Origin of the sequence: Phaeobacter sp. (genome assembly GCF_022825805.1) — a bacterium.
Taxonomy (GTDB): Bacteria; Pseudomonadota; Alphaproteobacteria; order Rhodobacterales; family Rhodobacteraceae; genus Phaeobacter.
In genome coordinates, this window is sequence record NZ_JAJDWC010000139.1 from 35,976 (window position 1) to 51,768 (window position 15,793).

Here is a 15,793-nt window from a genome sequence, read left to right on the forward strand (position 1 = left end):
TCAGGGGTGATCATCGCAGTACGTTTGGGCCGGGACGGGCGCTGTGCCGCCTCGCCCGTTGGTATGCCACCGGTGTCTATGGCGCGCGATAAAACAGGTACCGGCCCTCTGGGATGCCTTCAGGCCCGGAGAGTTCTTCAAATCCCACCAACGGCTGTCCGGATACGATGATGCCCCCAGACAGCATGACAGAGGCAATCGCCGGGGAGAGCGCTGCGGCCTCGGCTACGTCTTTTTCTTTCACGCCGAACCCCAGATCATAATGCGCCAACGCGATGGATGGCCCGCTTGTTGCAAGCTGTTCCAACATCGCGCGCGCTTCGCCCTGCAGGAAATCGGCGTCTGGCGGCACACAGGATGGGTGGCATTGCAGCACTCTGTCAATGACGAGAACCCGGCGGTCGGCCACAGTTTCGCGCAGATGATCATATGTGCGCCCGTTGCCAAGCCCGATGTCCAGCACATCACCGCCCAGCTCAGCAATCTGTTGGGCGGCCCAGTTGAGCCCATCACGCTGAGCAGTCAGCCGTCGCAGCATCGAATCCAATCGGCTCATTCACAGGGTCCTTTCATCAAATGCCCAAGCATGTCCTGGACCTGCCATCAGTCGCGCGATGAGCGCATCGGTAAAGTCCCATATTGCCTCATCATGTATGAGGTGATGGGTCAGTATTCCATAGGGTTCTTCGTTGTCAGCCTGACCATTGCGCCGGTTTCGCAGATCAGTGGCAACTTGTTGGATCAGGGCCTGCGGCGCATGCAGGGATTTCCCATTTTTCCAATCAACTGGATCCAGGTGGGTGTTGATTTGCCACAGGCCGGGGGCCACGCGCGCTGTCTTCCTTGGGGTGAATGTGGACACAGCGGAAAAGCCAATGCCTGCCAGCCACGGCACCAGTTCGCCACTCAGCCGGTTCCAAGGGGGCACGAACATCGGGCGCAGTTTTGGGCCAAACATCTGCGCAAGATGGCGCAGGCCGAATTCTATCTCTGACAGCATGTCGTCCACGGGCCGGTGCGCACCGAATTCGGCCTTCTTCTCTGATGCGGGGGCGTGGTTTTCGTGCGACCAGCCGTGCACCACCGGGATCAGCATGTCAGCCCCCTGTAAGGCCTCCACCAGGGTTTGGTCGGCGTCCTTCGGGATAATGGCCAGATGGACAGGCAGGCCGTGCCGTTCTGCCAGTGCAGACAAACGGTGCAGCTGATCTGTCGCTGAGATCGCATCATCATCGCGCCACCACAGCGGGAGGGTCAGGCCACGCTCGTTCCAGCGAGTCAGTTCTTCGTCCAAAATCTGCCAATTGATAGTCATGCCCGCCGGTCCAAAAGATCTTCTGCAATTTCCAAGGTTCTGGCCGCGCCATCGAACTGATAGCTGCCGACATCGCGTCTGGGGGCAGCGGTGACGGTGTCCAGCAGATCACACAGCCGCTGTGGCGTCAGATCGCGCGTTTTGAGTGTTTCGATGCCATCCAACTGCGCCAGGCTTTGGGCGCGCAGGGTTTGCTCCACCTCGTTGCCGTCATCAAACGGCACAATGACCGCAGGCACCCCGGTTTGCAGCAAATCAAGCGTCGTGTTGTATCCGCACATGCTGATAGATGCGGAGGCGTGGCACAGCATTTGGCGGAAATCGGGGCGGGCCGGTTCAATCACCGCAGGAGACCCCATGCGCTTCAGCGATTGAATGAGCTCTGCAGACTTGGCCCCGCCCACCAAAATCCGCCAGGTGCGATCGGGACGCAGGGTGGCGGCCTCTACCGCGCAGCGGAACAGATGGGTTCCGACATCGCCGCCGCCCGCACTCACCAAGATTTCGCCGCGACCGTCTTGTTCTGGATGTGGAACAGGGGCGCTTGGGGCGACATAACCGGTATACTGCAGTTTTGCGGACAGGGCGTCTGACACGGGCCAGGATACCTCCAGCCGGGTGGCGGTAGGGTCAGAATGGACCAAAACCGCATCATAGTAATCCACTATGGTCTGCAGGGTTTGGGCGGCTTTCGCGGGTTTGGAAGGTGGCGCCAGGATATCTCGTATCGAGGACAGAACGATCGGCCTGCGGTTCATCCCAGCGGCCGTGTCCAGCATGGCGGTAAACTCAGCGCGAAGGCTTCTGCGGCCGAAGGGGAACAGTTCGGTGATCAGCACATCTGGTTCAAAGGCTGCCAGCAATTGGCAGGCCCTGTCACGGCGTGACCGGAGATAGCTGGCATCCGCAATGTCGCCAAGATCCGTCAGCAACTCGCTGAAGTTGGTTCCGTTGGAGCGCAGAGCTGGCAAGTGTTTGATGGTCACATCGCCACGGTCCAGATTGGGAGCGGGCATGCCCCCCGACAATACTTCGACTTCGTGGCCTTTGGATTGAAACGCGCGAGCAAGCACCAGAGCCCGAGCCAAATGACCGGTACCAAGCAAATGGGTGACGGCGATCTGGACCCTCATGTTTGTGCCCGTTTCTGCAGGCGTACCGGCTCCGGCCACGGGGTCAGTGTATCGCCGTCCACTTCGACGACGAACATGCGGTTCCGCTTGATCGCAAAAGGGGCAGGCTCGGCGAAATCCCAGCCATGTGCCTTGGCCAAGATCATTCGCATGATGCCAATATGGCAGACGGCGACGGTGTCTTCGCGCAATTGCCCGATCCAGGGCACCAGCCGGTCCCAGACCTCCTGTGGGCTCTCCCCCTGCGGCGGGCGGTAGTGCCAGCCCCAATCTTCGATGTCGCGAAAACCGCTGGAGGGATCCGCGCGGAGGGTTTTGCCATGTTGGCCCTCCCAGTCGCCCCAGTTCATTTCGATCAGCGCCTCTGATGTCTGCGGATCTCGATCCCCGATCAGCTGCGCCGTTTCATATGCGCGTTGCAGAGGGCTCGACCACAGGGCGGCATCGCTCCATGGTGCAGGCAGTTGCTTTGCTGCAAGTTCGGACCTCGCATCTGCATCCAGTGGAATATCGCTGCGACCTTGGATTTTTCCGGCACGATTCCAATCTGTATGACCATGTCGGATCAGAGCGAGTTTAATCATGACGTTGCCTTTGTTGAGGGAGCCAAAAGCGGCGCGAGACCCTGCCGGAGCTCTTTGGCCGCGGCAGGCAGCAAATGAGCACTTTGGATCCTATTCCTGACGGCAGTCTGTTGCGTCTGCACTGCTGCTGGAGTGGCCGCTAGTTGGGTCAATCGTTGTGCCAGCCCCTGCGCACCATCGCAGACAGCGGGCAGGGTGAAACCTGCAGGCCAGTCACAGACCACATCTGTCAGACCAGGGCGTGCCTGCGCGAGAACCGGCAATCCGTGGGCCTGAGCCTCAAGATAGACCATGCCAAAGGCTTCGTTTACCCCGGGCCAGAAAAACAGATCTGCTGTGCCATAGGCGCGGGATACGGCCTGCGCGTCCAATTGGCCAAGAAACTGTACCCTCGCGCCAAAGGGGGCCATCAACTGTTCCACTGCAGGCCGGGCTGGCCCATCTCCGATAATGGTCAGCTGCCAGTCAAACCGCAGCTGCTGCAGTGTTTCAGCAATCAGCGTGTAGGAGGCGTGCTTGTCCCCGTCGCGCATCATTGCAACAGACAGCAACCTGAACGGTCCATCGGTCATATCGCCTTGGTCGCTTGAAACAGCAGGCAGGGTTGCGAGGGGCAGGAAAGGGGCCAGATGCAGGAGCTTCTGCTGGCCTGCGCGATCTCGTTCCAGTGTCTCGTGATCATGCGATGTCAGATAGTAGATCACAGATGCCGCATCTGCCGCTTCATGAGCCGCGGCGGCAAATGTCGTCCAAGGCCCATTGAGGCGCTTGTTCGCCCGTGTCGATTCGATCTGAACGTACGGGATGCCCAGTCGCCTGGCGACATGCGGGCCGATAAGATCGGGTGCCTTGTAATAGTTGTGATAGGTGAGCCAAAGCGCAGGACGCTCGGCCTCTCGCTGCGAGATCGCAGTGCAGATCCGTTCGACCTCCAGATTGGCTTTCTGCTGCAATTCAATCTGCCGGTCGCGCTCACCTTTACCTTCATAAAGACGCAGCTCGCTCAGCAGCTGTACCCGCGCTCCGCAGTGTTCCAGCAGCAGCATCAGGTTGCGGGCCATTTGGCGGTCCCCGGACGGAACCGGATGCCGCGGTGATTTCATCGGGGCGAAAAAGGCGATGAGAGGCGCAGCGCCGTCGGTCATGCGCCACGCATCATCGCGGTGAGCCGCTCAGACAGCCTGGCGATCCCGGGGTCCATCCCAAAATCTGTCGTCAACCGGTCATAGGCGGCGTTTGCCATCGACTGTGCCATCGCCGGATCCCGTGCCATCTGCAGGATGGCTTTGGCAAGGGCGGCAGGGTCGTCATCGCTCAACAGACCGTGGGTGCCGCTGTCGATGAATTCAGGAATGGCCGAAACAGCAGTCGACAGGATTGGCAGTTTCTGAGAGGCGGCTTCCATCAGGACATTTGGCAGACCGTCCCGGTCGCCGTCTTCTGCGATCCGGCTTGGCAGAACAAACAGATCAGAGGCCCGCATCGCGTCGATGACTTCTGGTTGATCGCAGGCCCCGCGCCAGGTGATGCGATCCGCAACGCCTGCATCTTGGGCCATATCTTCCAGCAGATCCTTCAGACCACCGCCGCCGATGTGGGTCCAGCGCCACTCCAGATCTGCTGGCAGCAGCGCGAGCGCCGCGATCAGACGGTCAAAGCCCTTTTTTTCAACCAACCGCCCAACCGACATGAGATGCATGGGATCAGATGGCTTGCGCGGCTGTCGCTGCGGCGGTGCCGGAAACCGCGACAGATCCAGCCCGTGATAGATCAGATCCACGCGGTCCGCTCGGTCGGACAAGGATTGCAGGTGCTTGGCTCCAAACCCCGTACATGTTGCCCCAAATTGAGCTCCACAGGAGGCGCTAGCCAGCTTCTCTCGCAGCTCCCATTCGGGCGACGTCCAAATGTCTTTCGCATGTGCCGCAAAGCTCCAGGGCAGCCCTCGCATGATCGCGGCATAGCGGGTCACGGAAGAGGGTGTATGGAGGAAATGGGCGTAGAGGCCGCGCACATCAGCGGGCATTTCCGCGGCCAGCACACAGGCCTGGCCAAACCGACGGATGCGATTGCGGGTCATGTCACGCCGCAGATCTGCCCGCCAGATCTCATAAGCCCTGGCATATCCGGGCAGGGTTTGCGCCTTGGCTCTGGCGGCGGCGACACGCTCCGGCTCTTGATAGAGATATTCAGGCAGATAGCGAACGTTGGCCTGTAAACGATCATGCAGCGGGTGACGCTTGTGATCGGTCGGGTGACGCAATGACCAGATTTCAAACGAATGGCCTGTCTGCTCGAGCGCAACCAGCTCCTGGGCGATGAAGGTTTCCGACAGGCGCGGCCAGCCTTTGACCACAACAGCAAGCGGTAGAGAGGTCGGCTCTGTCATCGATCCAACACCGGTTGGGATTTTTCGAGCAGCGCATCAACCCGGCCGGTCACATAATCCAAGCCATCCAGCAAACCGTCTGGGATCGCGGCGGAGGGTGGTCGCTGATCCGCCAACAGACGAATGGCACGCACCATGGCGTCGGGGGTCCAGCCGTCGCGGGTTTCGTCCAGCATCGCTGTCAGCCCAAGCTCTTCGGCCCGGCTTGCACGGATCCATTGTTCCAGGCGCGGGGTGGTGCGGGGGACGATCACTGCGGGTTTGTCGAACGACAGCACTTCACAGAACGTGTTGTAGCCCCCCATGCAGACCACGCCTTGCGCACCGGCAAACAAGGTCTCGATCTCGGATTCAAACCCAACGGCAGTGACCCGCCCATTCAGCGCTGCCACGCGCGCTTCGAATTCGGTGCGGGTGTCTCCTGACAGAAATGGCCCGTAAACCAGCATGGCACGAGGGTGCAGATCCGGGTCCCGTTCATAGGCCGTGAGCACGAGATCCACCATCATCGCGCCATCACCGCCACCACCGGGTGTGATCAGGACATAGGGTTGCTCTGGCGGTGTGCCGAGTTCACCCAGATCGCGCCGCAGATAGCCGGTCCAGTGCATGCGCGCCTGTGCTTCAGCCGATAGGGACAAACCGGCGGTTGGATCATAGACCGATCTGACGCCATAGACCCAGATTTCATCATAGAACTGCTCGGTCGCGGCAATCGCCCCTTTGCGGTCCCATTCGGCGGCCAGCACTTCGGGCTCGTCCAGAACGTCCCGCAATCCGAGCACCAGTTTGGTGGAGCCAAGCTCTTGCAGGTCGGTCAGGGAGGGCAGCAGCTCGCCCCGGAAACCTGTGGGTTCCTTGTCGACGATCAACACATCGGGAGCATATTGCCGCGCGGTCGAGCGGATCAATTCAGCCCGCAGCGTTGTGGTTTCTTCGATCGACATGCCCATCGTGCGCGATGCGTAGGAGCCGTCTGATTTCTTGATCACGCCGGGCAGTCGCACGTGATCCACACGGCTTGGAAAGGCAAATCGCCCGGCGACCGGCGATCCCGTCAAGATCAGTGCAGAGGCGGTTGGATCAGCGGCTGTGATCGCACCCGCCAAGGCCCGCGACCTGCGCAGATGTCCCAGCCCGAACGTGTCGTGGCTGTAAAGCATGACGCGGGCTCCGCGGGTGGAATGGGCAGAAGCACTGGCGGTCATGTCGGAGCCTGTGTCGTGAAGGGAAAACAGATGGCACGGGTGCTTTGCCGCCGCAGTGCCCGGTCGCAATTCACTGCGCAAGCAGCGGCGCCGCTATGGCACTCAGCAGGCTGTGCCTTTGTCACCGCTGTGACATGGGTGCGTGTCTGCTCGGCCATCGTCCGCCTTCGCATGGTTTCGCCTCAAGTTGCGCTGCCTGACACGCAAGAAGGGCCAAGGCACAGATCATAGTCAGTGTCGAATTCCGTCGGAACTGCGCAGGCCAGATACCAAAGCGCAAACCCGTGTTCTTGGATCTCAAACACCAAATTTCTATAGCGTGGGGTAAATTAAGTTGCAATCAAGCGCTTTGTTGCTCTCATTTTTGTGGTCAAGCGTAGCCCAATCGCCTCAGAGACTTGAAATTTTCTGTGTTTTGCGGCCTTGCTAAAGGACCGACATGGATGGGGACATGGGTACTATGCATCTAGTTTTTCGCTTTTGGATTGCCGCGGCCTTGGCGGTGGTGCTCACTTGGAGCAGTGCGGATCGCGCGGTCGCCCAAAGCAGTGCCGATGGCGCCGCTTTGGCCACCGCAATCGAAAAGGCAGCAGAAAGCGGTGTCGGGGTCATTATTGTTGATGGATCCGGTCAATTGGTGTCCCCCGGCGATGGTGCATCGGCCGAGGGCATGGTCCCTGCGACAGACCAAATGGAGGGTGCATCAGCGCTGATGAAGGCGCAATCCGAATTCGACGAATTCGAAGATGCCCTGCAAAGCCGATTGGAGGCGATGCCCTATTCCATCTTTGAGGTGAAATACATCCTGCGCCAGACAAGTCCTGACGGGCAGATCATGACCTACGTCAAGGTGCTGGGCTGGAGCCTGTTGTTCCTGATTGTGGGCCGTTGGCTGTCGGTCGAAATCTACGGCAAGCGGATTGCCCGCAGGCTTGTCGTCTCCCGGATCAAGGAAAAGCCGGAGGGCTATCAGGACAAGATGCCGTTCCTGGTGTTCCGTTTCGTGATGGGTGTTGGCGGCACCATCTTTGCGATGATGTTTGCGCTGCTGACGTCATTCCTCATCTTCGGTCGGTCCGACAATTCATCCGTGCAGTTCACTGTCACGGCCATCTACACCGCGTTCTTCCTGTCGCGCACGGTGTCAGATTTGTGGCGTATGGTGCTGTCCCCGTATCTGACCCAATACCGCATACCGATTTTCTCGGACCAAGACGCAAAGCGGCTCTATTTCTGGGCGTCTGCTCTGGCCACCTACGATATTTGCTCAGTCCTCTTTGCTACCTGGGTTGGTGATTTTGGCCTGAACTACAACGTCTATGCCCTGGTCTATGGCGTGCTGGCTCTGGTCGGCACCGCTGGCAACCTGTTGATGGTTTTGGTCAACGGGCGGGCCATTTCCAACGCCATTCGCGCCGGACGGCTCAGAGAAGACTGTTCCTGGCTGGTGCGCTTGCTGTCGGTGGTCTGGGCCCCTGCTGTGATGCTCTATATTACATTCGGATGGCTCGAACTGGCATTTGACCTGGTGCTGGAACGCGACATGTCGCTGCCTCTCATGGCCGGAAGCTATCTGGTTCTGACGTCTATCCTGGTGGTCTACGGGCTGATCAACTACGTGATTGAACGCTACTTCAGCCGCTCCCGCGCCTTGGCTGCGATGGAGGCTGCGCCCCTCGACGGTGAAGACGGCGAGGAACTGGCAGAGGAGTTGGAGGAAGAACTGCTTGCGGTTCCGGCCCGCCACCCCATCGCCACCTTCGAAGATCTCGCACGACGTATCGCTGGGATCCTGGCGTTCTCCGTGGGTTTTTATGCTCTGGTCGTGATCTGGAACCCGGACGCTGTCTGGATGCAGGACACCCGGGTTGAACGGCTGATTGATATCGTGGTTGTGCTGTTTGTCGGGTATATCGTCTATCACCTGGCGCGGATCTGGATTGACAGCAAAATCGACGAAGAGGTCGGCGACATGCCCGTCGGCGAATTGGGCGACGAGGGCGGTGCCGGTGGTGCCAGCCGACTTGCAACCCTGCTGCCCTTGTTTCGTGGGGCCATTCTTGCGGTTGTTGTCGTCTCCATCATCCTCATCGTGCTGCTGGAACTGGGGATCAACGTCAGCCCCCTGTTTGCCGGTGCTGGTGTGGTCGGTCTGGCCGTTGGCTTCGGCTCCCAGACACTGGTGCGAGACATCTTCTCTGGTGCGTTCTTCCTGGTGGATGATGCGTTCCGCAAAGGGGAATACATCGACATTGGAGACGTAAAAGGCACGGTGGAGCGTATTTCGGTTCGTTCCTTCCAGCTCCGCCACCATCTGGGCGCGCTGCACACCATTCCGTTTGGGGAAATCAGGGTTCTGACCAACTACTCCCGTGATTGGGTGATGATGAAGCTGCCGCTGCGGGTGACCTATGACACCGACGTGGAAAAGGTCCGCAAGCTGATCAAGAAACTGGGCCAGCAGCTTCTGGATGATCCGGTTATTGGCGATACCTTCATTCAACCGCTGAAATCCCAAGGTGTGATTGAAATGCAGGATTCTGCGATGATCATCCGCGTGAAATTCATGACGAAGCCAGGGGATCAGTGGTTGGTGCGCAAGAAAGTGTTCCAGGAAATCCGCGATCTCTTTGCCCGCGAAGGTATCAAATTCGCGCACCGTGAGGTGACGGTCCGCCTTGCAGAGGATCAGGCTGATGGCGCGAGCAAGGATAAGAAGGATCTGGCCGTTGGCGCCGTGCAGGCCGCCATTGATGAGGATCTGATGGACGCCAATGATATCGGTGGCGACGACAGATAGCCTCTCTCGTCTATCGTTCACATAAGCGCATTCTGAACGGTCAGCCTGAATGACCAATCTGAACCACAAAGGCCCGCCATATTGGTCGGGCCTTTGTTTTGTGTCAGCGCGTGATGTAAGCCGATCTGGTTGGCTTTGCTCTTGGCTGGCTTATTGCTGATAGGGATCAAGACTGTCGCGCAACCCATCTCCAAGGAAATTGAACGCCAGAACAACCACAACGATGGGCAGCATCGGAATGGCGGTCCATGGATAGATTTCGATGGACGCAAGGTTCTGCGCGTCATTGAGCATCACGCCCCAACTGACCGCAGGCGCTCTGAGCCCAAGGCCAAGGAACGACAGCGCGGTTTCCCCGAGGATCATCGCCGGGATCGACAAGGCCGCAGACGCGATCAGATGTGACGTGAAGTTCGGCAACAGATGCTTGCGGATCACGCGACCGGAGGACGCCCCCATCATTTCTGCGGCGCGCACATATTCTTCTTCGCGCAGTGACAGGAATTTCGCCCGTACTGACCTGGCCAAGCCGGGCCAGTCCAGAATGCCCAAAATGACCGAGATGATGAAGAACACCGCCACAGGTGACCAGTTTGACGGCACAGCCGCGGACAGCGCCAGCCAAAGTGGCAGCTCGGGCAAAGAGCGCAGAACCTCGATCATCCGATTGATGGTCCAATCCAGTTTGCCGCCGAAATAGCCCGCCAAGGATCCGAAGAAAATGCCGAGGACAAAAGACACGGTGATGCCGATCAGGCCAACAGTCAGCGACAACTGAGCCCCATACAGGATGCGGCTGAACACATCGCGCCCCAGTCGGTCAGACCCCCACAGGAACAATGTTGCACCCTCTGGTGCGCAGAACAAATGCGTCGATGACGGGATCAGTCCAGCGATCCTGTATTCGGTCCCTTCGCAGAAAAATTGCAGTGCTTGCGGGTTGTTCAGATCCGGTTTGAACACCCATTGAAAGGTTTCCAGATCCGCTTCCGAGGTCATCGGGTAGATGAACGGCGCCCGCAGACTGCCTTCGTGGAAGATATGCACCGACTGGGGCGGCGAATAGATGTGTTCGCTGTCGCGATCATTCGGCCCATAGGGGGCCAAAAAGCCGACAAAGGGCAGCAGCAGGTAGCAGACCAGCAGAAAAATGCCAGACGTCAGGCCCAGCTTGTGGGTTTTGAACTTGCGCCAGACCAGAACCCAATTGGGCGCATCCAAATCCTTACGCTCCAGTTCCTTGACCGACGCGGCCATATCAAACGGCGCGCTGTCGACGTAGCGGTCATCGGGTCTGTCGCTCATCGTTGCCGCTCCTCATAGCGGATCCGCGGGTCAAGCATGACCAGCAGGACATCCGAAATCATTGTTCCGATCAGCGTCAGCAGGGCCACAAACATCAAGACAAAGCCGCTGAGGAACATGTCCTGGGTCTTCAACGCGGTCAGCAAGGTGGGCCCGATGGTCTGCAGGCCCAGCACCACGGAAACCAGAACCGATCCGGAAATCATCGCGGGCAGGAGGTTGCCGATATCGGCAACAAATGGGTTGAACGCAACGCGCAGCGGGTATTTCGTCAACATCCGAGAGGGCGACAGACCTTTGGCAACCGCCGTTTCCACATAGGGTTTGCCCAGTTCGTCCAGCATATTGGCGCGCAATCTCTGCATCATGGCAGAGGCACCAGATGTGCCAATCACGAAGGTGGGGACAATCAGGTGGATCAGGATCGATTTGACCTTTTCCCAGCTCATGGGTTCCCCTTCCATGGCCGGATCCATCAACCCGCCAATCGGCAGATCAAAGTATTTGTGGCCATAGTAGAACAGGATCAGTGCAAGCAGAAAGTTCGGTGTGGCAAGACCAAGGTAGCCCACGAAGGCCGAGGTATAATCCACCCAGGTTCGCGCCCGAGCCGCCGCCAAGACGCCCAGCGGCAAAGCCACGAGATAGACAAACAGAACGGCTGCCACATTGACCAAAACGGTGAGCCAAAGGCTTTCACCCACGATTTCGGCCACCGGGCGGTCAAATTCGAACGACCAGCCAAAGTTGCCCTGGATCATGCCGGAAAACCCGTGGGGGCCAGGCATGAAGCCCATCCAGATCATGTATTGCTGCCAAAGCGGTTTGTCCAAAGCGTATTCTTTGCGCAGGAACTCTGCCTTTTCGACGCCAGATGACTGGCCCGAAGCCCGCAGTTCGGCGATCTGGTTGGACAGATAATCCCCTGGCGGCAGGTTGATGATGACAAAGATCAGCACGGACACCACAAGCAGCGTCAGCAGCATGGTCCCCAGCCGGTAAATGGCGTAACGCAGGATCTCCATCCGGATTTGTCCTCTCAGCCCTGACCGTCGACAAAATAGAATTCATCGGGGCGGTAAATTCCGAAATGCGCGCCGGGATCCCAGGCCCAGATGCCCTTTTGCGGAACATTGCGCAGGCGGTTGCTGACCACAACGGGCTGCGGCGCGCCAGCGACCACACCAATGGCATAGACCTCCTCGGCGTGGATTTGCAGCATTTCGTTCCAGGCGGCGGTGCGCTCTGCCTCTGAAGTTGCGGTTTCCCAATTGCGCCACAGCTCCATCAGGCGTTTGGCAGGGGCCAGATCAGGGGCTTCGCCGACCTCCCCACCGGTTTGGTGGTGCTGACCCCATTTGGGCCAGGACAGGAAAACCTGATCGGTGGGGGCGAGATAGGCCGGTGAAGTATAGACCTGCGGCAACCCATTGTCCCAGCCGAACCAAACGGAGGCTGCGGTGGTGCCGGAGAACACGCGGTTGCGCAAGATATCTCTGTCCAGCGGCCGCATCACCAGCTTGACCCCGACATCCTGCCAATCATCCGAAATGATCTGCAGCGCGTTCTCAACCTCTTGCCGCTCTCCGGCGGTTTCGACAACCAGCTCCATCGGGCGACCATCGGGGAGCAGGCGAATACCGTAGCCATTTTTCTCGGTCAGCCCTGCTTCATCCAAAAGGCGGTTGGCCAGTTCAGGGTCGTATTGTGCGTGTTTCTTGCGCAGCTCAGGATCAAAGAACGGGCTTGCCTCCAGAACCGTCATGGCGCCGGGTTTGGCCAGTTTGAAATACAGCGCTTTGTTGATACCTGCCCGATTGATCGCCACCGACAAAGCCTGTCGCACTTTTTTGTCGCGCAACACCTGCCGCCAAGTGGGGTCCGTCACGTTCAGGTTGGGGTAAATCGCAATCTGGGATGCAGTTCCGTTGCCCCACAGATAGGTTTTGTAGTCGGCCCCATCGCTTTCACCTTTGCGCAGGATCGGAATGTCGCGGAACCCAAGGCCTCTGGCTTGCAGATCCGCTTCGCCGGCGTTGGTCTTGGCGGCGACCAGCCCGCCTGCGACGATCTCCATCTCGACGGTGTCGATATAGGGCAGCTGCACGCCGTTGCTGTCGATCCGGTGGTAGAAGGGGTTTCGCACGAACTGGTGGCGAATTTTCTTTCCGGAGGTGGCGTTGATCCAGGGCTGCAAGGTCGGCAATTCGTGATTGTCGAACTTATACATATTGTCGAGTTTGTTGTGCAGCGCTGCCCAGCTTTTGACCCGCGCGTAATCGACTTCTTCGGCCAGTTTTTCAGCATCCGCATAGTCGGCGTGGAACTGTTTCAGATAGGCCGACGGGCGGTAGATAAACGGTGGCGCGGCCTGCGCCAGCGAATGCATGAAGCTCGGGTTTGGGGTTGACCATTCATAAACGACCGTTGTCGCATCCGGAAAGCTGACGGTCGGCAGCTCACCGTTGACCCGCAGGTAATCGGGGGCGCCCGTAGGGTTCAGGAGGGGGTTGTTGGCCACATCCTCCCACCAGTATTTGAAATCAGCCGAGGTGAACGGATCGCCATTTGACCAGCGGTGGCCGGGACGCAGTTTCAGAGTGAAGCGGCGGTTGTCTTCGATCTCGTAGCCAAGCAGGATGTCCGGCTGCAGCTGATATTGCTCGTCATAGCCTGCGAGGCGGGCATAGCCGTAAACAACCATCTGACGAATGTCTTTCGACCGTGTCACCATGGTGTTCAGAGTGCCGCCCTGTTCGCCGAGTGTGCGGCCTTTGGCCTGCAGATCAACCACCAGGGGCGTGTCCGGGATCCGGTCTGCGGCGGCGGGTAAATCGCCAGAGCTGACCTCAGCACTCCAAAAAGCGCTCTCCTGAACGGTCGGGCCTGCCAATGCGACCACAGCTGCCGCAGATGCAAACAGCGGGGCCAGTGTGGCTGTTTTCACCAATGCAGAGAGTGAAATGCGCAGGTTAAACATGGCAGCGTACCTTATGTCCAGGCTCCACTTGCACCAGCGGCGGCGCCGTGACGTCGGAGAATTTGAAGCGATCCGGCCAACTGTCGGGAGATCCTGCTCCCTGAGCGACCAGTTTGAGATTGATGGGGCGTGCAATATCGGGCTCGGGTTGGGCCGCGATCAGAGCTTTGGTGTAGGGGTGTTGTGGGTTGTAAAACAATGTATCTGGCGGCGCTTGTTCCACCACCATCCCACGGCGCATCACAGCGACCTCATCCGCGATCCGCGCCACAACGGCCAGATCATGGCTGATAAACAGATAGGACAGGTTCCGCTGCTCCTGGATCTCTTCGAGGAGTTGCAGGATCTGTTCCTGCACCGATACGTCCAGCGCTGAGGTCGGCTCATCACAAACAATCAACGACGGATCCAGCATCAGTGCGCGGGCAATCGACAGGCGCTGACGCTGCCCACCGGAAAATGCATGCGGATAGCGCAGCAGCATGTCGGGTGACAGGCCAACAAGGCGCAGCATGTCTGCTGCGCGCGCTTTGCGGCTGGTGCGGTCGCCGATGCGATGGATTTCCATGGGCTCGACCATTGCATCTTGCACCCGCATTCGGGGTGACAAAGAGGAATAGGGATCCTGAAACACCATTTGGGCAGACCGCTGAAACGCCGTGCGCGTGACCCGGTCCATTTCGTGGACTTTGATCTGTCGGCGTTCTGCCTTGGCCCGAAACAGCACCTCGCCACCGGGATCGGGCAATTCAGCGCCAAGTGCGATGCGTGCAGCTGTTGTCTTGCCAGAGCCACTCTCGCCAACAATCGCCAGCGTCTTGCCGCGCGTGACAGACAGGTTCAGTCCGATGCAGGCCTGAATTTGAGTGGGGGCCGACCATCGCTTGCCTGCGCGCAACGTATAGGTCTTGGACACCTCTTTCATATCAAGGATGAGATCGTCACGGGGCAGGGTGGGCGCCAGCTTCGGTTTTGCCGGAATTTGCGGCGCCGCGTCGAACAAGGCTTTGGTGTAAGGATGCGCTGGCTGGCCCAGAATGGCTTTGGCGCTGCCAGCTTCCATCACCCGACCTTTGTGCATCACGACGACCTGTTCGGCCATATTGGCAACGACGCCAAGATCATGGGTGACCAGGATCATCGCCATGCCGGTTTCGCGCTGCAGATCCTTCATCAGACCCAGAACCTGCGCCTGAGTGGTCACATCCAGCGCAGTTGTCGGTTCATCCGCAATCAACAAATCCGGTTTGGCCACCATGGCCATGGCAATCATCGCGCGTTGCCGCATGCCGCCGGACAGCTCGAACGGATAGGACTTATAGGTGCGCTCAGGGTCGGGAAAACCAACCCTTTCAAAACACTCCAGCACCGTTTTCTTGGCGCTCGCCTCGCTTTGGCCCTGGTGCAGCCACAGCACCTCTGCCACCTGGTTGCCGATACGGTGCAACGGGGACAGGGACCGCATCGGCTCCTGAAAGATCATCGCGATCTCATTGCCGCGGATCTTGCGCATTTGGCTTTCGTTGAGGCCCCGCAGATCCCGCTCCTCGGTCTGCTGCGCGCCCCGCCATATCAACGCGCCGCTGCGAATGTCCGCCGCTTTGGGCAGAATTTTTAGCACAGATCGGCAGGTGATGGTCTTGCCGGAGCCGCTCTCGCCGACAAGCGCAAGCGTTTCTCCTGGGGACACAGAAAAGTTGACGTCCCGCACAACCGGTTCACCCCGGCCAAACCCGATACTAAGGTTTTCAACAGTCAGCAGAGGGGACATTTACCTTCCACCACCGAGCCGTTTGGGCGCATTCATTGTCGTTTCACTTCCCTGTTTTCGGCTACCTTCGCGCGCCAGACCGTCAATAGTCAAATGCGATTTCTACCGTTCACAGGCCGCTGTCGAAAAATTGAGCACCTGCGACAAAGCAACCCTGTCTCCGATTTGCTAGGCAGCACACCTATAAATTCCTTATCATTCGTATTGGCTTGTGCTTCATTTCCAGCAAAACAACATGCTGGGGTGTGAAAATGGCGCGTTCGGACATGAGCGATCTGGAGTGGGAGTTCATCAAGGCAGTCTTGCCC

At 58.8% G+C, this 15,793-nt stretch carries 12 protein-coding genes; 1 reads left to right on the plus strand and 11 read right to left on the minus strand.

Translation table 11 applies throughout. The features are described from left to right. Positions 1-76 precede the first annotated feature (76 nt). The 7 genes from Q0C28_RS16135 to Q0C28_RS16165 all read right to left on the minus strand — a co-directional run bounded on the left by Q0C28_RS16135 (position 77) and on the right by Q0C28_RS16165 (position 6,629). A complete protein-coding gene (locus Q0C28_RS16135) occupies positions 77-556 on the minus strand; it encodes a class I SAM-dependent methyltransferase (protein ID WP_293577323.1) in 480 nt (159 codons plus the stop codon). Continuing rightward, a complete protein-coding gene (locus Q0C28_RS16140) occupies positions 557-1,315 on the minus strand; it encodes a polysaccharide deacetylase family protein (RefSeq protein WP_293577325.1) in 759 nt (252 codons plus the stop codon). Then, positions 1,312-2,448 (minus strand): glycosyltransferase, encoded by a 1,137-nt coding sequence (locus Q0C28_RS16145; protein ID WP_293577327.1) that lies wholly within the window; start codon positions 2,446-2,448, stop codon positions 1,312-1,314. The genes Q0C28_RS16140 and Q0C28_RS16145 overlap by 4 nt, the downstream gene beginning before the upstream one ends. Then, positions 2,445-3,032, minus strand: coding sequence for a histidine phosphatase family protein (locus tag Q0C28_RS16150; protein ID WP_293577329.1), 588 nt, complete (start codon positions 3,030-3,032; stop codon positions 2,445-2,447). The genes Q0C28_RS16145 and Q0C28_RS16150 overlap by 4 nt, the downstream gene beginning before the upstream one ends. Then, positions 3,029-4,093, minus strand: coding sequence for a glycosyltransferase (locus Q0C28_RS16155; protein ID WP_293577330.1), 1,065 nt, complete (start codon positions 4,091-4,093; stop codon positions 3,029-3,031). The genes Q0C28_RS16150 and Q0C28_RS16155 overlap by 4 nt, the downstream gene beginning before the upstream one ends. Before the next feature lie 80 nt (positions 4,094-4,173). Further along, positions 4,174-5,421, minus strand: coding sequence for a glycosyltransferase family 4 protein (locus Q0C28_RS16160; RefSeq protein ID WP_293577331.1), 1,248 nt, complete (start codon positions 5,419-5,421; stop codon positions 4,174-4,176). Further along, positions 5,418-6,629, minus strand: coding sequence for a glycosyltransferase (locus tag Q0C28_RS16165; RefSeq protein ID WP_293577332.1), 1,212 nt, complete (start codon positions 6,627-6,629; stop codon positions 5,418-5,420). Before Q0C28_RS16165 ends, Q0C28_RS16160 begins: the two co-directional genes overlap by 4 nt. Positions 6,630-7,089: 460 nt before the next feature. Here Q0C28_RS16165 and Q0C28_RS16170 point away from each other — a divergent pair, with 460 nt between their 5' ends. Beyond that, positions 7,090-9,429 carry a mechanosensitive ion channel family protein gene (locus Q0C28_RS16170; RefSeq protein ID WP_293577333.1) on the plus strand — a complete coding sequence of 780 codons (2,340 nt, stop codon included), beginning with the start codon at positions 7,090-7,092 and terminating at the stop codon, positions 9,427-9,429. Positions 9,430-9,579: 150 nt separating this feature from the next. Here the strand turns inward: Q0C28_RS16170 and Q0C28_RS16175 are convergent, their stop codons facing one another. Genes Q0C28_RS16175 through Q0C28_RS16190 form a run of 4 tightly spaced genes read right to left on the minus strand, consistent with a single transcriptional unit; the run spans position 9,580 to position 15,485 of the window. Next, positions 9,580-10,734, minus strand: a complete 1,155-nt coding sequence (locus Q0C28_RS16175; protein WP_293577334.1) for an ABC transporter permease — start codon at positions 10,732-10,734, stop codon at positions 9,580-9,582. Next, on the minus strand, positions 10,731-11,759 hold the full coding sequence (locus Q0C28_RS16180; protein WP_293577336.1) for an ABC transporter permease: 1,029 nt from the start codon (positions 11,757-11,759) through the stop codon (positions 10,731-10,733). The genes Q0C28_RS16175 and Q0C28_RS16180 overlap by 4 nt, the downstream gene beginning before the upstream one ends. A 14-nt stretch (positions 11,760-11,773) precedes the next feature. After that, positions 11,774-13,714 (minus strand): ABC transporter substrate-binding protein, encoded by a 1,941-nt coding sequence (locus Q0C28_RS16185; protein WP_293577338.1) that lies wholly within the window; start codon positions 13,712-13,714, stop codon positions 11,774-11,776. Then, the gene (locus tag Q0C28_RS16190) at positions 13,707-15,485 is read right to left on the minus strand and encodes an ABC transporter ATP-binding protein (protein ID WP_293577339.1); all 1,779 of its coding nucleotides are present in this window, start codon (positions 15,483-15,485) and stop codon (positions 13,707-13,709) included. Before Q0C28_RS16190 ends, Q0C28_RS16185 begins: the two co-directional genes overlap by 8 nt. Positions 15,486-15,793: the final 308 nt, after the last annotated feature.